The 21091-nt window shown below is 60.3% G+C and carries 17 protein-coding genes and 1 pseudogene; 3 read left to right on the forward strand and 15 right to left on the reverse strand.

The features are described from left to right. Positions 1-58: 58 nt before the first annotated feature. Positions 59-625 carry a DUF6101 family protein gene (locus BLP23_RS02900; RefSeq protein WP_092584244.1) on the forward strand — a complete coding sequence of 189 codons (567 nt, stop codon included), beginning with the start codon at positions 59-61 and terminating at the stop codon, positions 623-625. A 57-nt stretch (positions 626-682) separates the two neighbouring features. On the opposite strand, the gene ubiA is transcribed toward BLP23_RS02900, so the two are convergent. The 5 genes from ubiA to BLP23_RS02925 form a co-directional block, all read right to left on the reverse strand. Continuing rightward, on the reverse strand, positions 683-1642 hold the full coding sequence (gene ubiA, locus BLP23_RS02905; RefSeq protein WP_092584245.1) for a 4-hydroxybenzoate octaprenyltransferase: 960 nt from the start codon (positions 1640-1642) through the stop codon (positions 683-685). Between the two features lie 59 nt (positions 1643-1701). Continuing rightward, positions 1702-2187 carry a class I SAM-dependent methyltransferase gene (locus BLP23_RS02910; RefSeq protein ID WP_092583462.1) on the reverse strand — a complete coding sequence of 162 codons (486 nt, stop codon included), beginning with the start codon at positions 2185-2187 and terminating at the stop codon, positions 1702-1704. 77 nt (positions 2188-2264) lie between these two features. Continuing rightward, complete coding sequence (locus BLP23_RS02915; RefSeq protein ID WP_092583463.1) at positions 2265-2846, reverse strand: histidine phosphatase family protein; 582 nt, start codon at positions 2844-2846, stop codon at positions 2265-2267. A 49-nt stretch (positions 2847-2895) separates the two neighbouring features. Further along, positions 2896-4155, reverse strand: coding sequence for an SAM-dependent methyltransferase (locus tag BLP23_RS02920; protein ID WP_092583464.1), 1260 nt, complete (start codon positions 4153-4155; stop codon positions 2896-2898). Positions 4156-4291: 136 nt separating this feature from the next. Then, a complete protein-coding gene (locus tag BLP23_RS02925; RefSeq protein WP_092583465.1) occupies positions 4292-6601 on the reverse strand; it encodes a Tex family protein in 2310 nt (769 codons plus the stop codon). Positions 6602-6976: 375 nt separating this feature from the next. On the opposite strand from BLP23_RS02925, the gene glyS reads away from it, so the two are divergent. Both glyS and BLP23_RS02935 read left to right on the forward strand, forming a co-directional pair. Continuing rightward, positions 6977-9289, forward strand: coding sequence for a glycine--tRNA ligase subunit beta (glyS, locus tag BLP23_RS02930; RefSeq protein ID WP_092583466.1), 2313 nt, complete (start codon positions 6977-6979; stop codon positions 9287-9289). 157 nt (positions 9290-9446) lie between these two features. After that, a pseudogene (locus BLP23_RS02935) lies at positions 9447-9942 on the forward strand (DUF523 domain-containing protein). A 239-nt stretch (positions 9943-10181) separates the two neighbouring features. Here BLP23_RS02935 and BLP23_RS02940 read toward each other — a convergent pair. From BLP23_RS02940 to BLP23_RS02980, 10 genes are all read right to left on the reverse strand, one after another. After that, positions 10182-12002 carry a methyl-accepting chemotaxis protein gene (locus BLP23_RS02940; protein ID WP_092584246.1) on the reverse strand — a complete coding sequence of 607 codons (1821 nt, stop codon included), beginning with the start codon at positions 12000-12002 and terminating at the stop codon, positions 10182-10184. 346 nt (positions 12003-12348) lie between these two features. Further along, complete coding sequence (locus BLP23_RS02945) at positions 12349-12813, reverse strand: plant virulence effector HPE1-like domain-containing protein (RefSeq protein WP_092583467.1); 465 nt, start codon at positions 12811-12813, stop codon at positions 12349-12351. Positions 12814-12919: 106 nt separating this feature from the next. Beyond that, positions 12920-14191: a phosphoribosylamine--glycine ligase gene (gene purD, locus BLP23_RS02950; protein WP_092583468.1), complete on the reverse strand. Its 1272-nt coding sequence runs from the start codon at positions 14189-14191 to the stop codon at positions 12920-12922. Positions 14192-14257: 66 nt separating this feature from the next. Then, the gene (locus tag BLP23_RS02955; RefSeq protein WP_092583469.1) at positions 14258-16192 is read right to left on the reverse strand and encodes a DUF2207 domain-containing protein; all 1935 of its coding nucleotides are present in this window, start codon (positions 16190-16192) and stop codon (positions 14258-14260) included. 42 nt (positions 16193-16234) lie between these two features. Continuing rightward, positions 16235-17497, reverse strand: a complete 1263-nt coding sequence (locus tag BLP23_RS02960; RefSeq protein ID WP_092583470.1) for a 3-phosphoshikimate 1-carboxyvinyltransferase — start codon at positions 17495-17497, stop codon at positions 16235-16237. Between the two features lie 92 nt (positions 17498-17589). Next, the gene (locus tag BLP23_RS02965) at positions 17590-18141 is read right to left on the reverse strand and encodes a LemA family protein (protein WP_092583471.1); all 552 of its coding nucleotides are present in this window, start codon (positions 18139-18141) and stop codon (positions 17590-17592) included. A gap of 327 nt (positions 18142-18468) precedes the next feature. Next, entirely contained in the window at positions 18469-19428 is a 960-nt protein-coding gene (locus tag BLP23_RS02970; protein ID WP_092583472.1) for a glycine--tRNA ligase subunit alpha, read from the reverse strand. Between the two features lie 407 nt (positions 19429-19835). Beyond that, positions 19836-19976 (reverse strand): hypothetical protein, encoded by a 141-nt coding sequence (locus BLP23_RS33575; RefSeq protein ID WP_167363822.1) that lies wholly within the window; start codon positions 19974-19976, stop codon positions 19836-19838. Continuing rightward, on the reverse strand, positions 19973-20164 hold the full coding sequence (locus BLP23_RS02975; RefSeq protein WP_039844147.1) for a membrane protein: 192 nt from the start codon (positions 20162-20164) through the stop codon (positions 19973-19975). Before BLP23_RS02975 ends, BLP23_RS33575 begins: the two co-directional genes overlap by 4 nt. A 19-nt stretch (positions 20165-20183) precedes the next feature. Then, positions 20184-21044: a S49 family peptidase gene (locus BLP23_RS02980; RefSeq protein ID WP_022716538.1), complete on the reverse strand. Its 861-nt coding sequence runs from the start codon at positions 21042-21044 to the stop codon at positions 20184-20186. Positions 21045-21091 lie beyond the last annotated feature (47 nt).

Raw genomic sequence — 21091 nt, forward strand, 5'->3', positions numbered from 1 at the left:
AAGCCCCGAGGAGAAGACCGGAAACCGGCTCTCAGGTAAGACAAGGGTAGAAATGAACATGAACAACACCGTTATGAAGCCCGCTTGGGCTGGAACGACACTGCGTCTCGATCCGTCGCGCTTTCCCCAGCAGGTCAGCTACGCCATCCACGACTCCACAAGTGACGTCAGCATAACGATCGATGAGCGCGGCGCCATCCTCCGCAAGACCCTTCCCTCCAGCGGCCTGCCGCTTTCCGTTGCCCTGCCGAAGCGCGCCTTCAAAGGCGTTGCAGCCCGGGCGATCGACCACGGCAACGGGGAAGTGACCGTAACGTTGGAATTGCACCACGAAGACCCGGATCTCTGCATTCCGCTGCTTGTCGCCCACGATCTCTCCGATATCGCGGCCGACTGGCGGGGCTGGTCGGAGGCGTACCGCATTCCGATGCTGATGGTGGAGGCCGACGGCATTGCACGCCCTCTCGAGGAGCACCTCGGCGAATTGCGTACCAGTCACATGAAACCGCGCCGACGCCATTCCTATTTCGCCAATCGCCGTCCGCGCTTCCTCGTACGCCGCACGACCGGCAAGCTCGGGGTGACAATGAAGATCGAAGGCAAGGAAATTATCGCCCGCAATTAAGAATTCGGCAAGTGACCCAATCTGAAACCCGGCCTAGCGCCGGGTTTTTCGTTTCAATCAGGGAAGCCCAAAGAGCAGCGAGACGAACAGTCCGGCAAAGATGATCAACCCGACACGGTTGTTCGATTGGAAAAGCGCCAGGCATTGCGTCGCGTCGTTGATGTCGAGCCTGGCGATCTGCCAGGCGAACATGCCGGTGGCAATCAGCAGCCCGAGATAGGCCGAGAAACCGACGCCGGCAAAAACAAAGGCGAGCAGCATCAGGATCAGTGTTGCGCCATAAAGGCCAATCAGCCACTGCCGCGTCCGATCGCCGAAAAGCCGGGCGGTGGAACGCACGCCGATCAATTCGTCGTCTTCCTTGTCCTGATGCGCATAAATCGTGTCGTAGCCGATCGTCCAGGCGACGGAAGAAAGGTAGAGCGCAATCGCAGCGAAAGACAGGCCTCCGAAGATGCCAGCCCAGCCCATCAGCGCGCCCCAGGAAAAGGCAAGGCCGAGAAAAAATTGCGGCCAGTCTGTGAAGCGCTTGGCAAACGGGTAGAGCGCAACGATGGCGAGCGAGAGCATGCCGAGAATGACTGCAAACCAGTTGAACTGCAGAAGCACGAGCAGACCGGCAAGCGCCTGAAGCACCATGAAGATCTTTGCCTGGGTGCGCGTGACGCGTTCCGAAGGCAGGGGACGCGAGCGGGTGCGTGCGACCTCCATGTCGATCCTGTGATCGACCAGATCGTTATAGGTGCAGCCTGCCCCGCGCATGGCGACGGCGCCGATGAAGTAGAGAACCAGGTGAAACAGCGTCTGCGAGCCGGAAAACAGGCCTTGTCCCGCCGCCACATTTGCGGCAAGCGTCACCGACCAGAAGCAGGGCCACATCAGGAGTTGCCAGCCGATCGGCCTGTCCCAGCGCGCCAGCTGCGCATAGGGCCAGAGCCACGGAGGCAAAATCCGGTAAACCCAATTGTCCGAAGGCGCATCGGCAACGCGCCCGTTAAAGCCGCCAATCTGTTGCATGCGGCCATCTAGCGACGGGCGAAGGCGCGGGTCAATAGCAGCGTGGCCTGCCTCCGCGTTCATCTTCGCCGATAGAGAAAATAACGGCCCTTCTCGACGGACGGAGGTAGCGGCATTTCCTCCAGGTCGGGATGCTTCAATTCCAGGCCGCTTGCTCCAAATCCGCCAAGGGTCAGCACCGCGACCACGCGGGACGGCAACCACTCGCGGATGATTGCGTCCTGCTCCGCATAGCCGGTTCCAATGTCGGCATGAACGACGGCTGCCTTCGTGCCAGTATAACTCAGGCAAGTCTCCCTGATGTCGCCGATGACGACATCGCCGTCATCGGGCCGGCAGCTTCCATGCGCACCGTTTTCACGGTCGAATGCAATGATGTGCCGATCCGGGAAGCGCACCCGCAAATGGCTGTAGGTCCTGCCATTGCCGAGGCCGATTTCTAGTATCGGTCCATCGGGCAGGCTTGCCTGCCTTGCCGCGATGTGATCGAGAATGTCCCTCTGTGCGGAAATCCTGCTGATGAAATCGTCGAGACGTGTTCGCATAGGCAGCTCCGAAGCTTGAACTCGAAACAAGCTTTAAATTCAAACGTTCATCACGCGCTCCAAAGCGCGACAGCCTCTTACCGCTGGTTCCAGCGCCGGATCACCGGCTCCGTCAGATCGTGCTCATAGCCTAAGATACTGATGCTTGCAGTATCGAGGACGAAGCGGGACCCGTCTTCCGGCGGCAGCCCGAGCCAGCGGGCGGCGAGCACGCGAAGGAAGTGGGAGCTGGAGAAGATCAGGATCGGCACGCCGGCTTGGCGAAGCTCGCGGACGATACGGTCCGCCCTTGCGCCGACATCTGCGGCCATTTCTCCGTCCGGGCAGCCATCGCGGAAGAGCTGCCAGCCGGGGCGGGCCGCGAGGATTTCCTTCGTCGTGATGCCCTCATAGGCACCATAATCCCATTCGGCGAGATCGGGCTTGATTGCGGCATCTGCGCCGAAATTGGCAAGCGCGCAGGTGTTCGTCGCCCTTTGAGAAGGGCTCGACCAGACCGCCGAGACAACCAGTCCCTTGAGGCGATCGCCGAGTTTGCGGGCGGCCGTCTCGCCATTCGGGGTCAGCGGGATATCAGTCCTGCCGGTATGTTTTCCGGAGAGGCTCCATTCTGTTTCGCCGTGACGGACAAGATGGATTTCGGGAAATGCACTGCTCATCTGCACGCCTTTCCTTGTAGAAAACCGCGGCCGAAGCTGCGCCGCGATATCAGAAGACAACCTTTTCCAAGGGGGGCCGTGTGGCCTCGAATTCCTTCAGCTTCGCCTCGTTCGCGGCAATGTAATTGCGGTTGTCCGGTGTTGAATACTGGTTCTTGGAAACCTGGATCTGCATGACGAAGAGTTCGTCCCAGCGGAATCCTATTTCGGAGCCGGCGAGATAGAATTCCCACATCCGGAAGAAGCGCTCGTCGTAAAGGGCGACGGCTTCCGCCTTGCGCGCCATGAAGCGCTCGCGCCAATGGCGGAGCGTATAGGCATAATGCAGCGGCAGGACCTCGATGTCCCGGATCAGCAGCCCGGCCTTCTCAATTGCAGGCACCGTCTCGCCGATCGACGGGATGTAGCCCTGCGGGAAGATGTATTTCTCGATGAAAGCATTTGTCGCAAAGCTCGGCTTCGGCCGGGCGATGGAATGAAGAAGCATGACGCCGTCGTCGGCGAGAAGTTCATGCACCTTGCGGAAGTAATTGTTGAAATTGCCGATGCCGACATGCTCGAACATGCCGACCGAGACGATGCGGTCGAACTTCATGCCTGTCATCGTGCGGTAATCCTGCAACTCGAAGCGGACGCGATCGGCGAGACTGCGCTTTTGGGCGCGCTCGCGCGAGATCTTCAGCTGCTCTTCGCTGAGCGTGATGCCGGTGACGTCAACGCCCTCCGTCGATTCTGCCAGATACATCCCCATCCCGCCCCAGCCGGAGCCGATTTCCAGAATACGCTGGTTGGGCTCCAGCAGAAGCTTGGCTGCGATATGGCGCTTCTTGGCGGCTTGTGCTTCCTCCAGGCTGATGCCTGGCGGATCGAAATAGGCGCAGGAATATTGCCAGTCCTCGTCAAGGAAAAGTTCGAAAAGCTTTTCCGACAGATCGTAATGATGCGCGACATTGCGCTTGTTGTGATTGACCGGCAGCCGGCTCTTCAGCTGCTGCAGGGCGATGCGGCCGACCAGAAGTGCGGCCATCGGAATATCGAAGATTTCGTTCGTGGTGTTCTGCTTCACCATCGAAAGGAAGTCGTAGATGTTGCCCTGTTCAAGTACGAACCGGCCCTCCATGTACATTTCGCCGAGCTTGAGGGTGGGGTCGCGGCGGATAAGCTTCTCCGCCTCCTCGTCGGCAACGCGGACGACGACCAGATCTCCGGTGCCATCGCCAATTGCATATGTCTCGCCATTGGCCAGCGTGAGCTTCAGATTACCCTTGCGGATGATTTTTTGGACAATTGATAAAAATCCCGACGCCATGAAAGGCCTCGCATGTGTGACAGGATGATATGGGTTAAACTTAGTCGCTCTCTTCCGCCACACAAGCGCCGTATTTGGCAGTTCCGCAACAAGGCTGCCAAACTGTGACATTTTTGCAATGCCTGCCGTTAAGCTATTATTTTCGCTTCATGGCCTCGGCAAGAGCAGCACCGAAGGCGCCCTGGCTTTCCTGTTTCGCGACAGCCGGACGCCGGTCGTGTTGCGGCCGCGCGCCTTGATTTCCACGGGGCTCGCCGCGTGGCGCTGGAGCCGAGGAGCCATCGTCCTTGCGCATCGAAAGACCGATGCGCTTGCGTTTTGCATCGACCTCGACGACACGCACCTTGACGACATCGCCAGCCTTCACAACTTCATGAGGATCTTTGACGAAGCGGTCGGCAAGCTGCGAGACATGCACAAGGCCGTCCTGATGCACGCCGATATCGACGAAGGCGCCAAAAGCCGCAACGTTGGTCACCGTGCCTTCCAGCATCATGCCGGGCTTGAGATCGGAGATTTCGTTGACGCCTTCTGCGAAGGTTGCCGTCTTGAAGCTCGGGCGAGGATCGCGGCCGGGCTTTTCCAGTTCGGCGAGGATATCCTTGACCGTCGGCAGGCCGAACTTCTCGTCGATGAACTGCCGCGGATCAAGCGATTTCAGCGCCGCGCTATCGCCCATCAGCGACCGCAGGTCGCGGCCGCAGGCGGCAACGATCTTCTTTGCCACGCCATAGGCTTCCGGGTGCACCGATGACGCGTCGAGGGGCTCCTTGCCGTTCGGGATGCGCAGGAAGCCTGCCGCCTGCTCGAAGGTGCGCGTGCCGAGACGCGCGACCTTGAGCAGGTCGCGGCGGCTTTCGAAGGGACCGTTCTGGTCGCGATGGACGACGATGGCTTCGGCAATCGATGGGCCGAGGCCGGAAACGCGTGAGAGCAGCGGCGCCGAAGCCGTGTTGAGATCGACGCCGACGGCATTCACCGCGTCTTCGACGACAGCGTCCAGCGATCGCGACAGCTTCTGTTGGTCGACGTCATGCTGATACTGTCCGACGCCGATCGATTTCGGCTCGATCTTGACAAGTTCGGCCAGCGGATCCTGCAGGCGGCGGGCGATGGAAACCGCGCCACGCAGCGACACGTCGAGATCCGGAAATTCAGCTGCGGCGGTCGCGGAGGCGGAATAGACCGACGCGCCGGCTTCCGAAACGATGACCTTGGTGGGCTTTGCGCCCGCAAGATCGGCAAGCATGTCGGCCACTAGCTTTTCGGTTTCGCGGCTTCCAGTGCCGTTGCCGATGGAGATCAGCTCGACATTATGCTTAAGGATCAGCGCGGTGAGTTCTGCCTGAGCGCCACGCACGTCGTTCCGGGGCTGGAAGGGATAGACCGTGGAGGTCGCAACGACCTTGCCGGTGCCGTCGACCACTGCGACCTTGACGCCAGTGCGGATGCCCGGATCGAGGCCCATCGTGGCGCGCGAGCCGGCAGGCGCCGCCAGCAGCAGATCCTTCAAGTTTCGCGCAAAGACGTGGATCGCCTCCTCTTCGGCGCGTTCGCGCAGTTCGCGCATCAGGTCGAGAGACAGCGACATGGAAAGTTTGACGCGCCAGGCCCAGCTTGCGACATCCATCAGCCAGCGATCGCCGGGGCGGCTCGTGCCGATTTCATAGGCAGCAGCGATCATGCGCTCGACAGGCTTGTTGGGAGAGGCGATCTCGGCGTCGGCCTCGATCGTCAGCGTCAGCACTTCCTCGTTCCAGCCGCGCAGCATGGCGAGCGCGCGATGGCCGGGCGCGGTCGCCCAGCGCTCCGAATGGTCAAAATAGTCCGAGAATTTCTCGCCGGCCGTCTGCTTGCCATCCACGACCTTGGCCTTCACAAACGCGGCGCTGCGCATATGGGCACGGAGCTTGCCGAGCAAATCGGCATTTTCCGCAATGCCTTCGGCGACGATGTCGCGTGCGCCTTCGAGCGCCGTCTTCGCATCCGGCACATCGGCAGTGATATAGTCCTCCGCCAGCACCGCCGGTCCCTTCGAGCGATCGGCGAGGATCGCGTCGGCGAGCGGTCCGAGGCCGCGCTCGCGGGCGATTTCGGCACGGGTGCGGCGCTTGGGTTTGTAGGGCAGGTAGAGATCCTCGAGCTCCGCCTTGGTGGCGGCGCCAGCGATCTTGCCCATCAGTTCGTCGGTCATCTTGCCCTGGCCGGCGATCGATTCGACGATCGTGTCGCGGCGGGCTTCCAGTTCGCGCAGATAGACGAGGCGTTCTGCCAGTTTGCGCAACTGCGTATCATCCAGGCCACCAGTCACTTCCTTGCGGTAGCGCGCGATAAAGGGAACGGTCGCGCCCTCGTCGAGCAGCTCGATCGCGGCTTTGGCCTGGTCCGGCCGGGCATTGATTTCGGAGGCGATGAGTGCGGCAAGCGAGCGGAGGTCTGCGGCCATGGGATTCCCTGAACTAACGAAGGTAGCGGGACCATAGCGGCGAAAAGCGGCAAGGCAATGCCCGGCAGAGCTTTCCACAGCAGACTGACGCCCTTCATAAAGTTAGCACCCGCAGCCATCCGACCTTCGGGCCACCTTTTCGCCGCCTGGGAGAAAGGACGACAAAGCGTAGCGGCCTCATCTCCTTCACCCTCAGACGGAAGATCCCTGGCAGGGCGGATGCGGGGGGCGGCGCCGCGCAGAAGGGCGATTGCCTCCTCGCCTGGCTCGCGCGCCTGGATTTCCCGTTTTTGCGGTTGTGCAGATGCGGCATTCTTTGGTAGCAGAGGCGACCGTTTTGGACCGTCCTCCCTAAAGGAGGCAAGGAAAAGTGACATGCCCGATCTGCTTCTAGAACTTCGCTCCGAGGAAATTCCGGCCCGCATGCAGCGCAAGGCTGCCGGCGACCTGAAGAAGCTCGTCACCGATGCGCTGGTGGAGGCAGGACTTTCCTATGAGGGCGCCCGCGAATACTGGACGCCTCGCCGCCTGACGCTTGATATCCGCGGACTGACCGCCCGATCCGCCGATGTGCGCGAAGAGCGCAAGGGCCCGCGCACCGATGCCAACGATAAGGCGATCGAAGGCTTTTTGCGCGGCGCTGGCCTTTCTTCGATTTCCGAGGCGCAGGTGAGTAGCGACCCAAAAAAGGGCGATTTCTACATTGCCGTGATTTCAAAGCCCGGCCGCGCTGCGGAAGAGATCATCGGCGACGTGATGCCCGGCATCATCCGCGATTTCCCCTGGCCGAAATCCATGCGCTGGGGCAAGGCGTCCTCCAAACCTGGCTCGCTGCGCTGGGTGCGCCCGCTGCAATCGATCGTTTGCACTTTCGGCACCGAGCATGAGGAAACCTCCGTCATCCCCTTCGAGATCGACGGCATCGTCGCCTCCAATGTGACCTACGGCCACCGCTTCCATGCGCCAGACGCCATCACCGTCAAGCGTTTCGACGACTATGCCGCGAGCCTCGAAAAAGCGAAGGTCATCCTCGATGCCGAGCGGCGCAAGAACATCATCCTGCATGATGCACGCGACATCGCCTTTGCCGGCGGACTGGAACTCGTCGAGGACGACGGTCTGCTGGAGGAAGTCTCCGGTCTCGTCGAATGGCCGCAAGTGCTGATGGGCAGCTTCGAGGAGGATTACCTCTCGATCCCCTCCGAAATCATCCGGCTGACGATCAAGACGAACCAGAAGTGTTTCGTAACGCGCAAACAGGGCGAAGAGACGCTTTCGAACAAGTTCATCCTCGTCTCCAATGTTGAGGCGACCGACGGCGGCAAGGAAATCATCCATGGCAATGGCAAAGTCGTCCGCGCCCGCCTTTCCGACGCGCTACATTTCTGGAAGCGCGACCAGGGGAACTTGCCGGACCTCGAAACGCTGGAGGCTTCGGCGAAGAAATTCGAGCTTGATCTGAGGAAGCCGCTCGATCAGCGGATGGCGAAGCTCGATGCGCTGCATGTGACGTTCCACGCGAAAATCGGAACGCAGGGCGAGCGGGTAACACGCATTCGCACCCTTGCCGGCGAAATCGGTAAAATCGTCAATGCAGATCCCCTAAAGGTTAGCCGAGCAGCAGCCTTGGCAAAGGCGGACCTGCGAACTGAAGTCGTGGGCGAATTCCCTGAACTGCAGGGTGCAATAGGGAAGAAATATGCGCTGCTGCAAGGCGAAGATGAACCAGTGGCGGCAGCACTGGAGGACCACTATAAGCCTCAGGGTCCCACCGACCGAGTGCCTACCGACAATGTTGCCATAACCATAGCGCTTGCTGACAAGATCGACACGCTTGTATGGTTTTGGCGAATAAACGAAAAGCCAACCGGTTCGAAGGATCCGTTCGCATTAAGACGAGCAGCGCTAGGATCGATACGGCTGCTGTTGGAACGGGGAATCAGAGCATCCCTCATCCCACTGTTTCGCTCTGCATTTCGTAGCGAATGGGCTGTGGCCATCGCTAGCCATGAAGCTTCGATAAGACTCTTTGAGCTTAAAATCCAACAGGATAGCGAAAGACTCGACCACGAGAGGCTCGTGCAAGAACAGCGCGAAGCTATCAAATATTGCAGGAAATATCTTGCTGACGGCCATCCAAAGACAATCGAAGAAGAATATGAGCTGGCAATCAACCTCCTCTCCTTCTTCCACGACCGCCTCAAGGTCTATCTCCGCGACCAGGGTGCCCGCTACGATTTGATCGATGCCGTCGTCACATCCGAGGCCGACGACCTTCTCATGATCGCCCGCCGCGTCGAGGCGCTGACGGCTTTCATTACCTCGGAAGACGGCAAGAACCTCTTGGTCGGCACCAAGCGCGCCACGCAGATTCTGGCCGCCGAGGAGAAGAAGGGCACCGTTATCGCCGACGGCGTTTCTGAAAAGCTGTTGCGGCTGGATGCCGAAAAGGAGCTCTTCGCCGCCATCGCCAAAGCCTCGACCGAGGCTTCCACCGCCATCGCCAGCGAAGACTTCCGCTCGGCAATGGAGGCGCTTTCGAAGCTTCGCGCCCCGGTCGACCGCTTCTTCGACGACGTGCTCGTCAACGACGAGGACGCGGCGATCCGCGCCAACCGCCTCGCCCTGTTGCGGCTGATCCGCGAGGCGACGGGGACGGTTGCGGACTTCTCGAAGATCGCAGGGTAACGGTTTCGGACCAACCGCGGCGCTCGCGGCAACCTCGAAACCTCCTTTGAATAACTCTCGCGCCCGGTAGACATGGCGCTGCTGGATCCCTGCGGCAGGTACAGGGATGAGTGGCATCCCACTGGTCATTCACCAGCGCTCGCGCTATCAGACAATCATGACCACCAAAATCCTCGTCAGCGCCTGCCTCATGGGCCATGCCGTCCGTTATGACGGCCGGGCGAAGCCGCTGGCACATCCGGCGCTCGAGCGCTGGCGGGCGGAGGGCAGGTTGGTGACGATCTGTCCGGAGATGTCGGCAGGCATGCCGGTGCCGCGGCCGCCGGCGGAAATCGAGGGCGGCGCGAGTGGCAAGGACGTTCTGTCTGGAGCAGCACGTGGTGTTCGAGATCACCGGAGGCGATGTGACGGCTGCATTCCGAGAAGCGGCGCAGAATGCGCTCAGGCTGGCTCAGGAGACAGGCTGCACCCATGCGCTGCTCATCGACGGCAGCCCCTCCTGCGGTTCCGGTTTCATTTATGATGGGTCTTTCAGCGGAACGCCGCGGGACGGCATTGGTGTTACAGCTGCCCTGCTGAAGCGTGCGGGAATCCAAGTCTTCTCGGACCGAGAAATCGACCGGCTGGTGGAAAGCCTCGCGACGCCTGTCTGATCAAAAGGCATGTCCTTATGCACCCGCCAGTGCCTTCATCACCTTTACCAACCGTTTCGCGCCGAACGCCGGTCTGAATGCGTTCTACCTGCAATCGATCGCTCTCGGGAATGGCGAAATCCGGATGGTCCATATGTACCAGTCTATCGACTCGCTGCCTGCCGCAACGGCGCAGACAAAGCCGCCGGATTTTCCCCGGCGGCTGTTCGTATGCGTGATGAAGGTGGGGGTGTTCAAGCTCATGCCGCGCGGCGCGCCGGGGCGGTTGCCGCGTGACCCGCGCCGCCGACGCGGAAGCCGTGGATGAGGCCGAGTAATTCGTCGGTATCGGCCGCAAGCGTTTCTGCCGATGCCGTCGTCTCTTCGGCCATCGCGGCATTTTGCTGCGTTGCCGAGTCGAGCTGGTTCATCGAAGACGAGATCGAGCGCAACGTCGTGTCCTGCTCAGAAGCGCTGTGGGCGATCTTGCCGACGATCTCGTTCGCAGCCTTGATCTGATTCGAAATGCGCTTCAGCGCTTCGCCGGCCTCGCCGACAAGACGGACGCCGTGATCGACCTGGGTGGAGGAACGGGCGATCTGATCCTTGATCTCCTTGGCAGCAGCGGCGGAGCGCTGGGCAAGTTCGCGGACTTCTTGGGCGACGACCGCAAAACCCTTGCCGGACTCGCCAGCGCGTGCCGCCTCGACACCGGCATTCAGCGCCAAAAGGTTGGTCTGGAACGCGATCTCGTCGATGACGCCGATGATCTTGCCGATCTCGTCGGCCGACTTTTCGATACCGCTCATCGCCTCGATCGCTTCGGTGACGACGGCATCGCTGCGGCTCGCTTCGGTGCTGACGGCATGCACGCGCTTGGCGGCCTCGTTTGCACCTTCCGCAGTCTGGCGGACGGCGACGGTCAGCTCGTCGAGAGCAGCCGAGGTTTCCTCCAGGCTGGCGGCCTGGCGCTCAGTGCGCTGCGACAGTTCATTCGAGGCGCGGCGGATCTCTTCCTTGCTGTTGCCGATGTCGCTTCCCTTGGCGCTGACTTTGGCCATGGCGGCCTCGAGATGCGACAGCGCATCGTTGAAGTTGTCTCGAAGGGCTGCGTATTTCTGGCCGAGATCGCCGCAGCGCACGGTCAGGTCGCCGCGGGCGAGATCTTCCAGCGCCTGGCCGATCGTTGTGACGACGTTTGCCTGCATCCGGGCGTCTTCCTGCTGCTGGCGAAGATTGTTTTCACGCTCGGCGCTAAGTGCCATTTCCTGCTCGACCTGACGCAGGGACAGCGTCTGCCTTTCGCGGATTTTCTCCTGAAGCGACTTCGTGGCCTTGGCCATCATGCCCACTTCGTTGCCCATATCGACATGCGGGATGGTGACCGACAGATCCTCGTCGGCGACGGCCTTCAGGGCTGCGTGGACATCCGAAAGTGGCCTGGAGATACCGCGGATGACGAAATAGGCGGCAATGATCGCGACAGCGAAGAGGACGAGACTGCCGAGCAGCGCCGTCATAATCCTGTCGCGCACCTGCGCGTCGAGATCATCCATGTAGACGCCGGTCACGACGACGATCTTCCAAGGCGCGAAGTCGAGCGCATAAGCGGTCTTGCGAAAAGTCGCATCCTTAGGCTCGCCCGGCTTGCTCGCATAATAATCCGTCATACCGCCGCCGCTTTGGCCGAGCTTGACGAGTTCCTCGCGATACAAATGGTTCTTGACGTCAGGCTGGCCCTTCACGTTCTGGCCGACCTTCGTCTTGTCGTAGTGAAAGACGATGTTGATGTCGTAGTCATAGCCGAAAAAGTAACCGTCTGGATCATACTTCATGCCGGTCAGCGTGGCGTAGGCCTGCTTCTTGGCATCTTCCAGCGTCATCTCACCAGCATCGACCCTGGTCTGATAGAGCTTGAGAATGGAGACGGCGGATTCCACTTCCGTGCGCAGCATTTCGTAGCGCTCGTTGTAGATGCCATCGGCAGACGATTTGAGTTGCAGGCTGATAGCGATCGCAAAGACGGCCATCAGGCCCGTCACCAGCAATATCAGTTGTTTTGAAATCTTTAGGTTTTTCATGAATGTCTCGCGAAAAAGGTGAATTTGCAACACCGGATCGGTCAACTCCCGTCCCTTCGCGCGTGTCACTACGCACGTTCAGCAAGCACAATCATGCTTACTCCGGCCCTCGGTAAAATTATTGTGAATGACTGAACGATCACTTAACGATTTTGGCGTTGCCAAAGATTAGCAACACCAAAACTGAATCATGTTTGTTGTATGATTACGCCAGTTGCATGAGTACTTTAAAATCAATTGAAATAGAGAATGCGCCCCTGCTTCTCTTCAGGAGCGCATTCAATCCGCCATACGGCGGACCCCGTACGACCAAAACTTTGGCCGGGTCAGGGGCAGGGAACTAAAATCACATCCTTAGCTTAAAGTCGGAAACGTCGAGCGGCGCGGTTTGTTCCGCAGGGGCGGACATACCTGCAATAACAGGCTTCGCATCGCCGCCGATGACGGAGGTCGTTGCCGTCGGGTCGATGCCGTCGACAGGGACCGTCACCTTGAAGGCGGCCAGGACTTCGGGAGTTGCCTTGGTCACGAAAACGACGGGCGAGCCCCCCATCCAGCCTTCGGTACGGTAGAGCTTCTGCTCTCCAGCCACATCGCGGAGCGCGCTGGCCTGGATGGCGCCGGGCGGCAACGCCGGCACTGTGTAATCCTTCTTGCGTTCGGTCGTTTGCAGCGGCGGGCAGGTCGTGCAGGTCTCGGTCACGATGCTTTCGCCGCCGGTGCGCGGTGTCTTGCCGATCACCTCGATCGAGGAGGCCATCGCCGAACCGGCTGCCAGAAGAATTGCCGCACCGAGAATGAATTGACGCATGAAAACTGCTCCGACTTACTATGGGAACAGAATAGCGCGTCTTTATTTCCATCCCGTCAGGGGAAAGGGTAAAAATTTAGGGAACTGACCTGATTTCGGGCCAGAGTTAAGCTCTTTCGCGCTCGATTGCCCGCCAGCCGATATCGCGGCGGCAGAAACCGTTTTCCCATTCCACCTTGTCGAGCAGCGCATAGGCGCGGCTCTGCGCCTCGCCGACTGTTCGGCCGGTGGCGGTCACGTTCAGCACACGGCCGCCGGTCGCGACAAGCTCGCCGTCCCTCAAAGACGTGCCGGCATGGAACACTTTCGCGCCGACGCCTGCCTCCGGCAGCGAGAGGATCGGGGTGTTCTTCTCGTAGGGGCCTGGATAACCCTTAGAGGCCATCACAACGGTCAGCGCCGGATCGTCGCTCCACTCGGCTGTGACCTTGTCGAGCGTGCCTTCGGCCGCTGCCAGCAGCAGCGGCAGCAGATCGCTCTTCAAGCGCATCATCAGTACCTGGCACTCAGGATCGCCGAAGCGGACATTATATTCGATAAGTTCCGGGCCTTTTGCCGTAATCATCAGCCCGGCGAAGAAAACACCTGAAAAGGGATAACCGCTTTCGGCCATGCCGTAGATCGTCGGCTCGATGATTTCCTTCATCGTCCGCTCGATCATCTCGGCCGTCATCACCGGAGCCGGCGAATAGGCGCCCATGCCGCCGGTGTTGACGCCGGTATCACCCTCGCCCACACGCTTGTGATCCTGTGCGGTCGCCAGCGGCAGGGCGTTCCTGCCGTCGCAGAGGCAGAAGAAACTTGCCTCTTCGCCGTCGAGAAAAGCCTCAATGACGACCTCGGCGCCGGCTGCGCCGAACGCACCTTCGAAGCAATCGTCAACTGCGGCAAGCGCCTCCTCAACGGTCATCGCCACCGTCACACCCTTGCCGGCGGCAAGACCATCCGCCTTGACGACGATCGGCGCTCCTTGTTCGCGGATATAGGCCTTTGCCTTCGGAGCGTTGTTGAAGCGTTGGTAGGCACCGGTCGGGATGTTGTAGCGGGCGCAGATATCCTTGGTAAAACCCTTGGAACCTTCGAGCTGGGCTGCTGCAGCGGAAGGACCGAAGACCGTCAGCCCATCGGCTCGCAGGTGATCGGCAAGGCCGGCAACCAGCGGCGCCTCGGGGCCGACGACGACAAAGTCGATCGCTTTTTGCGCACAGAAGGCCGCGACTGCCTCGTGATCTTCAATCTTAAGGGAAACGAGCCTCGCATGTTCCGCAATACCCGGGTTGCCCGGCGCGGCATAGAATTCCGTCATTAGCGGCGATTGTGCCAGCTTCCAGGCAAGCGCATGCTCGCGTCCGCCCGAGCCGATCAACAGAACCTTCATGCCTGATCCTTTCCGTTTTCTGTCTGGCGGTTAAGGGGCGGGACGCCAAAGGTCAAGCGGGAAAGCTCACCAGCCGCCACCCCCGCCGCCTCCCCCACCACCACCCGAAGAACCGCCGCCACCGGAAAAACCGGAAGAGGAACTGGAGGGCGGAGGCGAGGGAATGGTCGAGGCGATGGTGGACGCCATCGACGACGAGAAGCCGCCGATGCGGTCGGAGAAGCTGCCGCTGCTGAAGTTGCCGGAATACCAGGACGGGGCATAGGCCGCAGCCGCACCGGCAGCGGCCACCGCGAGCCAGGTTTCGAAGGTGCGCGTCCAGGGCTTCTCGACACCTAACGCAACTGCATAGGGCAGCAGCCTCTCAAAATGCTGGGGCGACATTTCCGGCGCACCGGCCATGTTCATCCGGTCTTTCTCGGCAAGCGTCAGATACTGACGAAGGCCGTCGATGCCATCCATGATCTTCGAGCCAAGCGGCGTCGGCGCACCCATGATGAAGACATAGAGCAGGTTGAGCAGCACGATGCCGCCGACGGCAAAGAGCATCGGCGTCTCGTGGAATTCTAAGAGTGTGGAGAAAAGCGCCAGAGCCAGCGATGAAATGATGCTGAAGCCGACAAAAACGATGACGGCAATCGCGATCACGGCGGCGATCTTGCCGCCCAGGGACTGGCCTGGACGGAACGACCGTGCAAAGCCGGCCACGAAGATGGCGACGAAGACAGAAACGACGATCGGGATGATCATCAGGACGATCGCGTCGGGTTCCAGCGTGCCGAAAACGAAGAGCGCAATAAGTGCGGCAGCGCTGAGCGCGATGCCGCCAGTCGTATAGCCGATATTGGAATTGTAGTATTTGCCGCGATGTTCCCGCTCGATCGCCGAGCGGAAGTTTTGGCCGACCGATTTCACGCGTTCGCCGTTTGCCTTGTCGATCGTCAGCGATCCCTTGTTGGCGACGGCGCTCAGGAGGCTGGTTTCGCCGGCTTCCAGCTTCTCCTTACCCACCGGCTTTTCCGTGCGGCGTACGATGATCGATTGCTTGAGGTCTTCAAGGATGACATAGCCGCGAACCGCCAGGTCCAGCGCCGTTGCCGAAAGCGCCGTCCAACCCCCGCCTGAAATGCCCTTGTTGTCGATGTAGTTGACGAGCGCCGGCGAGATGCCTTCGGGAGGATCCCAGCGTGGCACAAGGACGCCACGGGAAGGGTCGCGTCCGACCTTCAGCCAGGAGCGGGTGTAGTAAAGGAAAACAAGGAGGAGGCCGCCGAAACCGATGAAATAGTCGCGGTTGTCCTTCAGCCACCAGATGTTCTGGTCGGATTGGCTCGGCGGATCGATCGCGCCTTTCGGGAGCTTGACGGCAATCGTCAGACCTTCGTTGGCATCGAGCGGCGTGGTCGTCGAGAAGACCGGCCGGGTACTGTCGCCTGAAATGCGGGCATTCTTGTCCTTTGCGCCAAGCGCACCGGTGAAGACATTCGTATCGGTTGCGGTGATGCCATCCGGCAGGTTCACGGTCGCGGTCGCGGCCATGATCGGGAAGATCCAGCCGTTACCGGTCACATTCCAATAGAGTTCGTCGTGATCGGCGAAATATCGGATCTGGCGATTGGTAGTGTAGGTGAAGGAATATTGATGGCGGCCTGGTGGAAGCATGACGTCTTCCGACCCAGCATAGATGCGGATGCCGCCGGAGATGGATTCCGTCTTCCACGGCTCGTCATTGCCGTCGCGTTTCACCGATACAACATCGAAGTCGACGCTGCGGCGGCGACCTTCTTCATCGACGAAAGTCAGCGGAAAGTCGCGGAAGATCCCGCGCCGGATCCGATTGCCCTCGGCATTGACGGTGATGGTCTCCGTCACCGTCATGGCGCCGCTCTTTTCGAGTTTTATATCCGACGCGAAGGAGTTGATGACCTCCGCGGCGCTTGCGCCATATGCTGCAAACGCCAGAAACAGAATGAAGCAAAGGCCGAAAAGCCGCCGGATCATCATACCTCTCCCGCCGGCGGCGCGCTGCCGCCTCAGATAATGTCAGCCCTCGTTCGCATATTTGACGCCCAGTCCTGCCAGTGTCCGCCAATAGGCAGGGAACGTCTTGCCGACGCAGTCCGGATCGAGGATCGTGATGCCGTCTATCTTCAGCCCGGCGAGCGCGAAGCTCATGGCGATGCGGTGGTCGGCAAAAGTGTCGATCTCGGCAGGAAGGCGCCTTCCGGCAAGCGACGGATCAGACTGGACGATGAGATCGTCGCCTTCCTCGCGTGCCAGATCCGGGCGAATCTGCGTCAGGCCGGTCGACAGCGCGCGGATGCGATCGCATTCCTTGACACGCAGATTGGCAATGCCGACGAAATGGACGGGCGTTTCGTTGAAGGCGGCAAGGACTGCGAGCGTTGGAACCGCGTCCTGCATCTGCGAGCCGTCGATTTCAGCCGGCAGGCGCGGGAATTTGGCGATCATCTCATAGGCGCGCGCATCCGGCTGCGTGAAGGCACCGTTCGGCACGCCAAGATCGATGGAACCGCCGGTCAGGACTTCGGCAGCCCAGAGATAGGTTGCCGCCGACGCATCCGGCTCGATGACGAAATCGGCCGCCGTGTAGCCGGTCGGCTCAACGCGCCAGGTGACCGCGCTCGTCTTCTCGACCTTGGCGCCGAAGGCTCGCATCGCGGCGGTCGTGAGATCGATGTAGCCGAGGGCCCCGATGTCCTCGCCGAGGAGTTCAATATCCACCGGGCGGTCGCCTCCGGCCGCCATCATCAGCATCGCTGACACATACTGGCTAGAGAGACCGCCATCGATCCCGATCCGGCTCGCCTCGAAGCGGCCTGTGCCCTTCACGGTTACAGGCGGGCAGCCGGTTTCGGCCGTCGCATCTATTCCCAGTGACCGCAACGCATCAACCAGCGGACCGATCGGACGCTTGCGCATGTGCTGATCACCGTCGACGACGACAGTGCCATCAACAAGTGCGGCAGCGGCCGTCAGAAAGCGTGTTGCCGTGCCGGCATTGCCGAGGAAGAGCGGCGCTTTCGGCGGAAGCAGCTTGCCGCTTCCGGTGACGACGAAGCTCGTATCGTCGGGTTCGTCGATGACGACGCCCATGGCGCGCAGGGCATTCGCCATGTAGCTCGTATCGTCGCTCTTCAGCGCGCCGGTCAGGCGGCTGATCCCCTTGGCGAGGCCAGCCAGGAGCAGTGCGCGGTTGGTGATCGACTTCGAGCCCGGCGGCACGGCGCGCCCCACGAGCGGAGCCTTAGCCGGGATGATGGTGAGTTTCTTGTCCTTGCTCATGACGCTCGTCTATTCCGTCCATTGCGCTAGCCGCCCTGCGGCCTTGACCGGCCCTGCTCATAGCAGCTTTTGCGCAAAGGCAAACGCCCATATCAGAATTTGACGGCCGGAACGGCGCGGTCGGCCTCGTTGGTGATCTCGAAATATTCCCGCTTCTGGAAGCCGAACTGCCCGGCGACCAGGTTGGAGGGGAAGCTTTCAACCTTGACGTTAAGATCACGGGCAGCGCCGTTATAATACCGGCGGGCCATCTGGATTTCGCTTTCCATGGTCTCGAGCGAGGCCTGAAGCTCGGAGAAGTTCTCGTTCGCCTTCAGGTCCGGATAGGCTTCGGCTAGCGCCAGGACACGGCCGAGCGCCTGGCCGAGAAGGCCTTCGGCCTGCGCCCTGCCCGCTACATCGCCAGAAGGCACCGCCTGCGCCTTGTTGCGCAGCTCAACGACCTCTTCCAGCGTGCTCTTTTCGTGGGTAGCGTAACCCTTGACGGTCTCGATGAGGTTTGGGATCAGATCGGCGCGGCGCTTCAGCTGCACGTCGATGCCGGACCAGGCCTCTTCGGCCATCTGCCGGGCGCGGACGAGACCGTTATAGATAAAGACAAGATAAAGAGCGATCAGAACGATCACACCGAGAACGATATACATCGCGAATCCCCCGCAACGACGCAAAATTTGGACGGAGACTATGCGGCTTCCGTTGGATTGTCATCCCGCATTTCCGGGCTGAGGTTTACATCAGCGACTAGCGAAATCTCACGATACCGCACACATATATCCGGTTGTATCTTCCTTATTGTGCCGGCTTGTTACGGTGCACTTGCAACTCATGACGAGGAATAATCGACAATGAGCGCAGCAATCTTCCTATTGAGCCTGTCGGCGATCACATCCCTTGTCGTCTTCCGAAAGACCCCACGGCCGGCACCCCGGCGCGTCGTCTTACGGTCCGACCACCGCCGCTAAGCGGCATTCTCAGGCGGCGGCCCTGGCGATGTTAATGCCGCCGGCATCCGTCAACAGGAAGGCTTCACCGCAAGCCTTGGCGAGCGTGCGCACCCGCAGGATATAGCTCTGACGCTCGGTGACCGAGATCACTCCGCGTGCATCCAAGAGGTTGAACACGTGGCTTGCCTTGATGCACTGGTCATAGGCCGGAAATACGCACTTGTGCAGCAGCTGATTGGCATTGTCGCTCGGCGCACCGGCGGCGAGAAGCGCCTGGCACTCCTTCTCCGCATCGATGAAATGGCGATGCAGCATCTCGGTATTGGCGAATTCGAAGTTGTGGCGTGAGTATTCCTGTTCGGCCTGCAGGAAGACTTCGCCGTAGCTAATCTTTTCGTCGCCTTCGCGGCCGTTGAAGTTCAGGTCGTAGACGTTGTCGACGCCCTGCACATACATCGCCAGACGCTCGAGGCCATAGGTCAGTTCGCCAGCAACCGGCGCGCATTCGATGCCGCAGACCTGCTGGAAGTACGTGAACTGGGAGACTTCCATGCCGTCGCACCAACACTCCCAGCCCAACCCCCAGGCGCCGAGCGTCGGGCTTTCCCAGTCGTCTTCGACGAACCGGATGTCGTGCAGCAGCGGATCGAGGCCGATCGCCGCCAGCGAGCCGAGGTAAAGCTCCTGCAGGTTCGGCGGGTTCGGTTTCAAGATGACCTGGTACTGGTAATAATGCTGCAGACGGTTGGGGTTTTCACCGTAGCGGCCGTCCGACGGACGGCGCGACGGCTGGACATAGGCAGCCTTCCACGGCTTCGGGCCGAGCGCGCGCAGCGTGGTTGCCGGATGAAACGTACCGGCGCCGACCTCCATGTCATAGGGCTGCAGAACCGCACAACCCTTGTCCGCCCAGTAGTTATGAAGCGTCAGGATGAGCGCCTGGAACGAGCGCTTCGGGTTCATATGGTCGGGGATCGATGCAGACATGGAGACAAGCCACCGGTTGCGTATTTTTGCCGGACAGGTGCCATGGGAGAGGACAAGGGTCAATACATAAGTATGATCGGACCATGTTTTGGAAGGAGTTCCGTCACGAACGTCGAGACAACGGCCACCTGTCTGATGTGCTCGTCGAGATCGGGCGTTTTCCAAGCGCATCCGATGTCATTGGCAGGGGTATCGCCCGGATGCGGCTTGAGGAGGAGGTCAATGACCGATGCTTAATATCACCGTTTTAGTTTCAAACTATCGGAACTGTGGAGAGCGCAGGCGAAAATCGATGAAATCGTAGCCTTCACAGAGAAGTTGAGGGACTTCCCCATACCGAACCATAAGAAACGACATTCACCCCGGGCTCCGGGCAATTCCGGCTTCAGATAAAGCGGTTCTTTGCTTCACTGTCGAGCGGAGTTAAGCACGCCACCCTTGCGAGAACTCGCCTCGTTGCGATCGAACTTGTAGTCGGCCGGCAATTGCAGCCGGACAGCGGGTATTCGTTCGAGAGCCTGCCCGCGTTGTTCAGCGGTCACCATCATTCATCCTCCCGCTTGACGCGGTATTCGCCGGTCACCGGATCCTTGACAAGCGTGCCGACGGCGCCGGTCTGACGCTCCTTCTCGGCACGGCGGGATTTTTCCTGCAGGCGCTTGGCATCGGAGATGAAGCGGCGGTAGAGCCACCAGGCAGCGCCGACCAGGATTATGATTGTTATAAGCTGCGCCATCTCCCTTTTTCTTCTCCTCTCACAGTCCGTAGCGGCTCCACAATGCCTTTTCTTCCGCCGCTTCGACAAGTCCCGTCGCGAGACCTGATGCCAAGCCATCAATCGAGACGGGCGAGACACCCGGTATCCGCCGGCCGAAGAGGCTGCGGGCGGCGGTGACGAGCTGCAGTCTGGTCTTCGGGCCGTAGCGCCTCTTCAGTTCCTGGCGCATGTCGCCGAGGCTGTCGACGAGGCCGAGTTCGAGCCCGCGCGTGCCGCTCCAGAATAGGCCAGAAAAGACGGTTTCGTCATCCTTCAGTCTGCCGGCGCGGCGTTCGCGCACCATGGTGATGAAGACCTCGTGAATCTCGAGCTGAAGGGTCTTCAGATATTCGATGTCCTTCTCCTTTTCAGGCTGGAAAGGATCGAGGATGACCTTATTTTCGCCGGCCGTATAGACGCGGCGCTCGACGCCGATCTTCTTCAGGAGTTCGGGGAAACCGAAGCCGCCGGAAACGACGCCGATCGAACCGACGATAGAGGTCGGGTCGGCAATGATTTCATCGCCGGCAAGCGCGATCATGTAGCCGCCGGAGGCCGCCACATCCTCGACGAAGACCAGCACTTTCTTCTGCTTCTCACGGGCAAGCTCCCGGATGCGCGTGAAGATGAGCCGCGACTGAACGGGCGAACCGCCCGGCGAATTGACTGCAATGGCAACGGCGGGAGCTTCCTTGTCAGAGAAGGCCTTTTCCAAGACCGGTGCGACATTGGCGAGATTGAGTATCGGGCGGAACTGGCCGCCGCCGCTCATGATTGCGCCCTGAAGCCTGACGACCGGGATGATCACCCCTTCCTTGCGGAAACGCTTCGGTACCAGTTTTCTCAAAAATCCGGCCATTTCAAATCCTTCTCGCTCTCGGCATCGCAATCCATGTATGCAATGGA

It is taken from the genome of Rhizobium mongolense subsp. loessense (assembly GCF_900099775.1).
Lineage (GTDB): Bacteria > Pseudomonadota > Alphaproteobacteria > Rhizobiales > Rhizobiaceae > Rhizobium > Rhizobium loessense.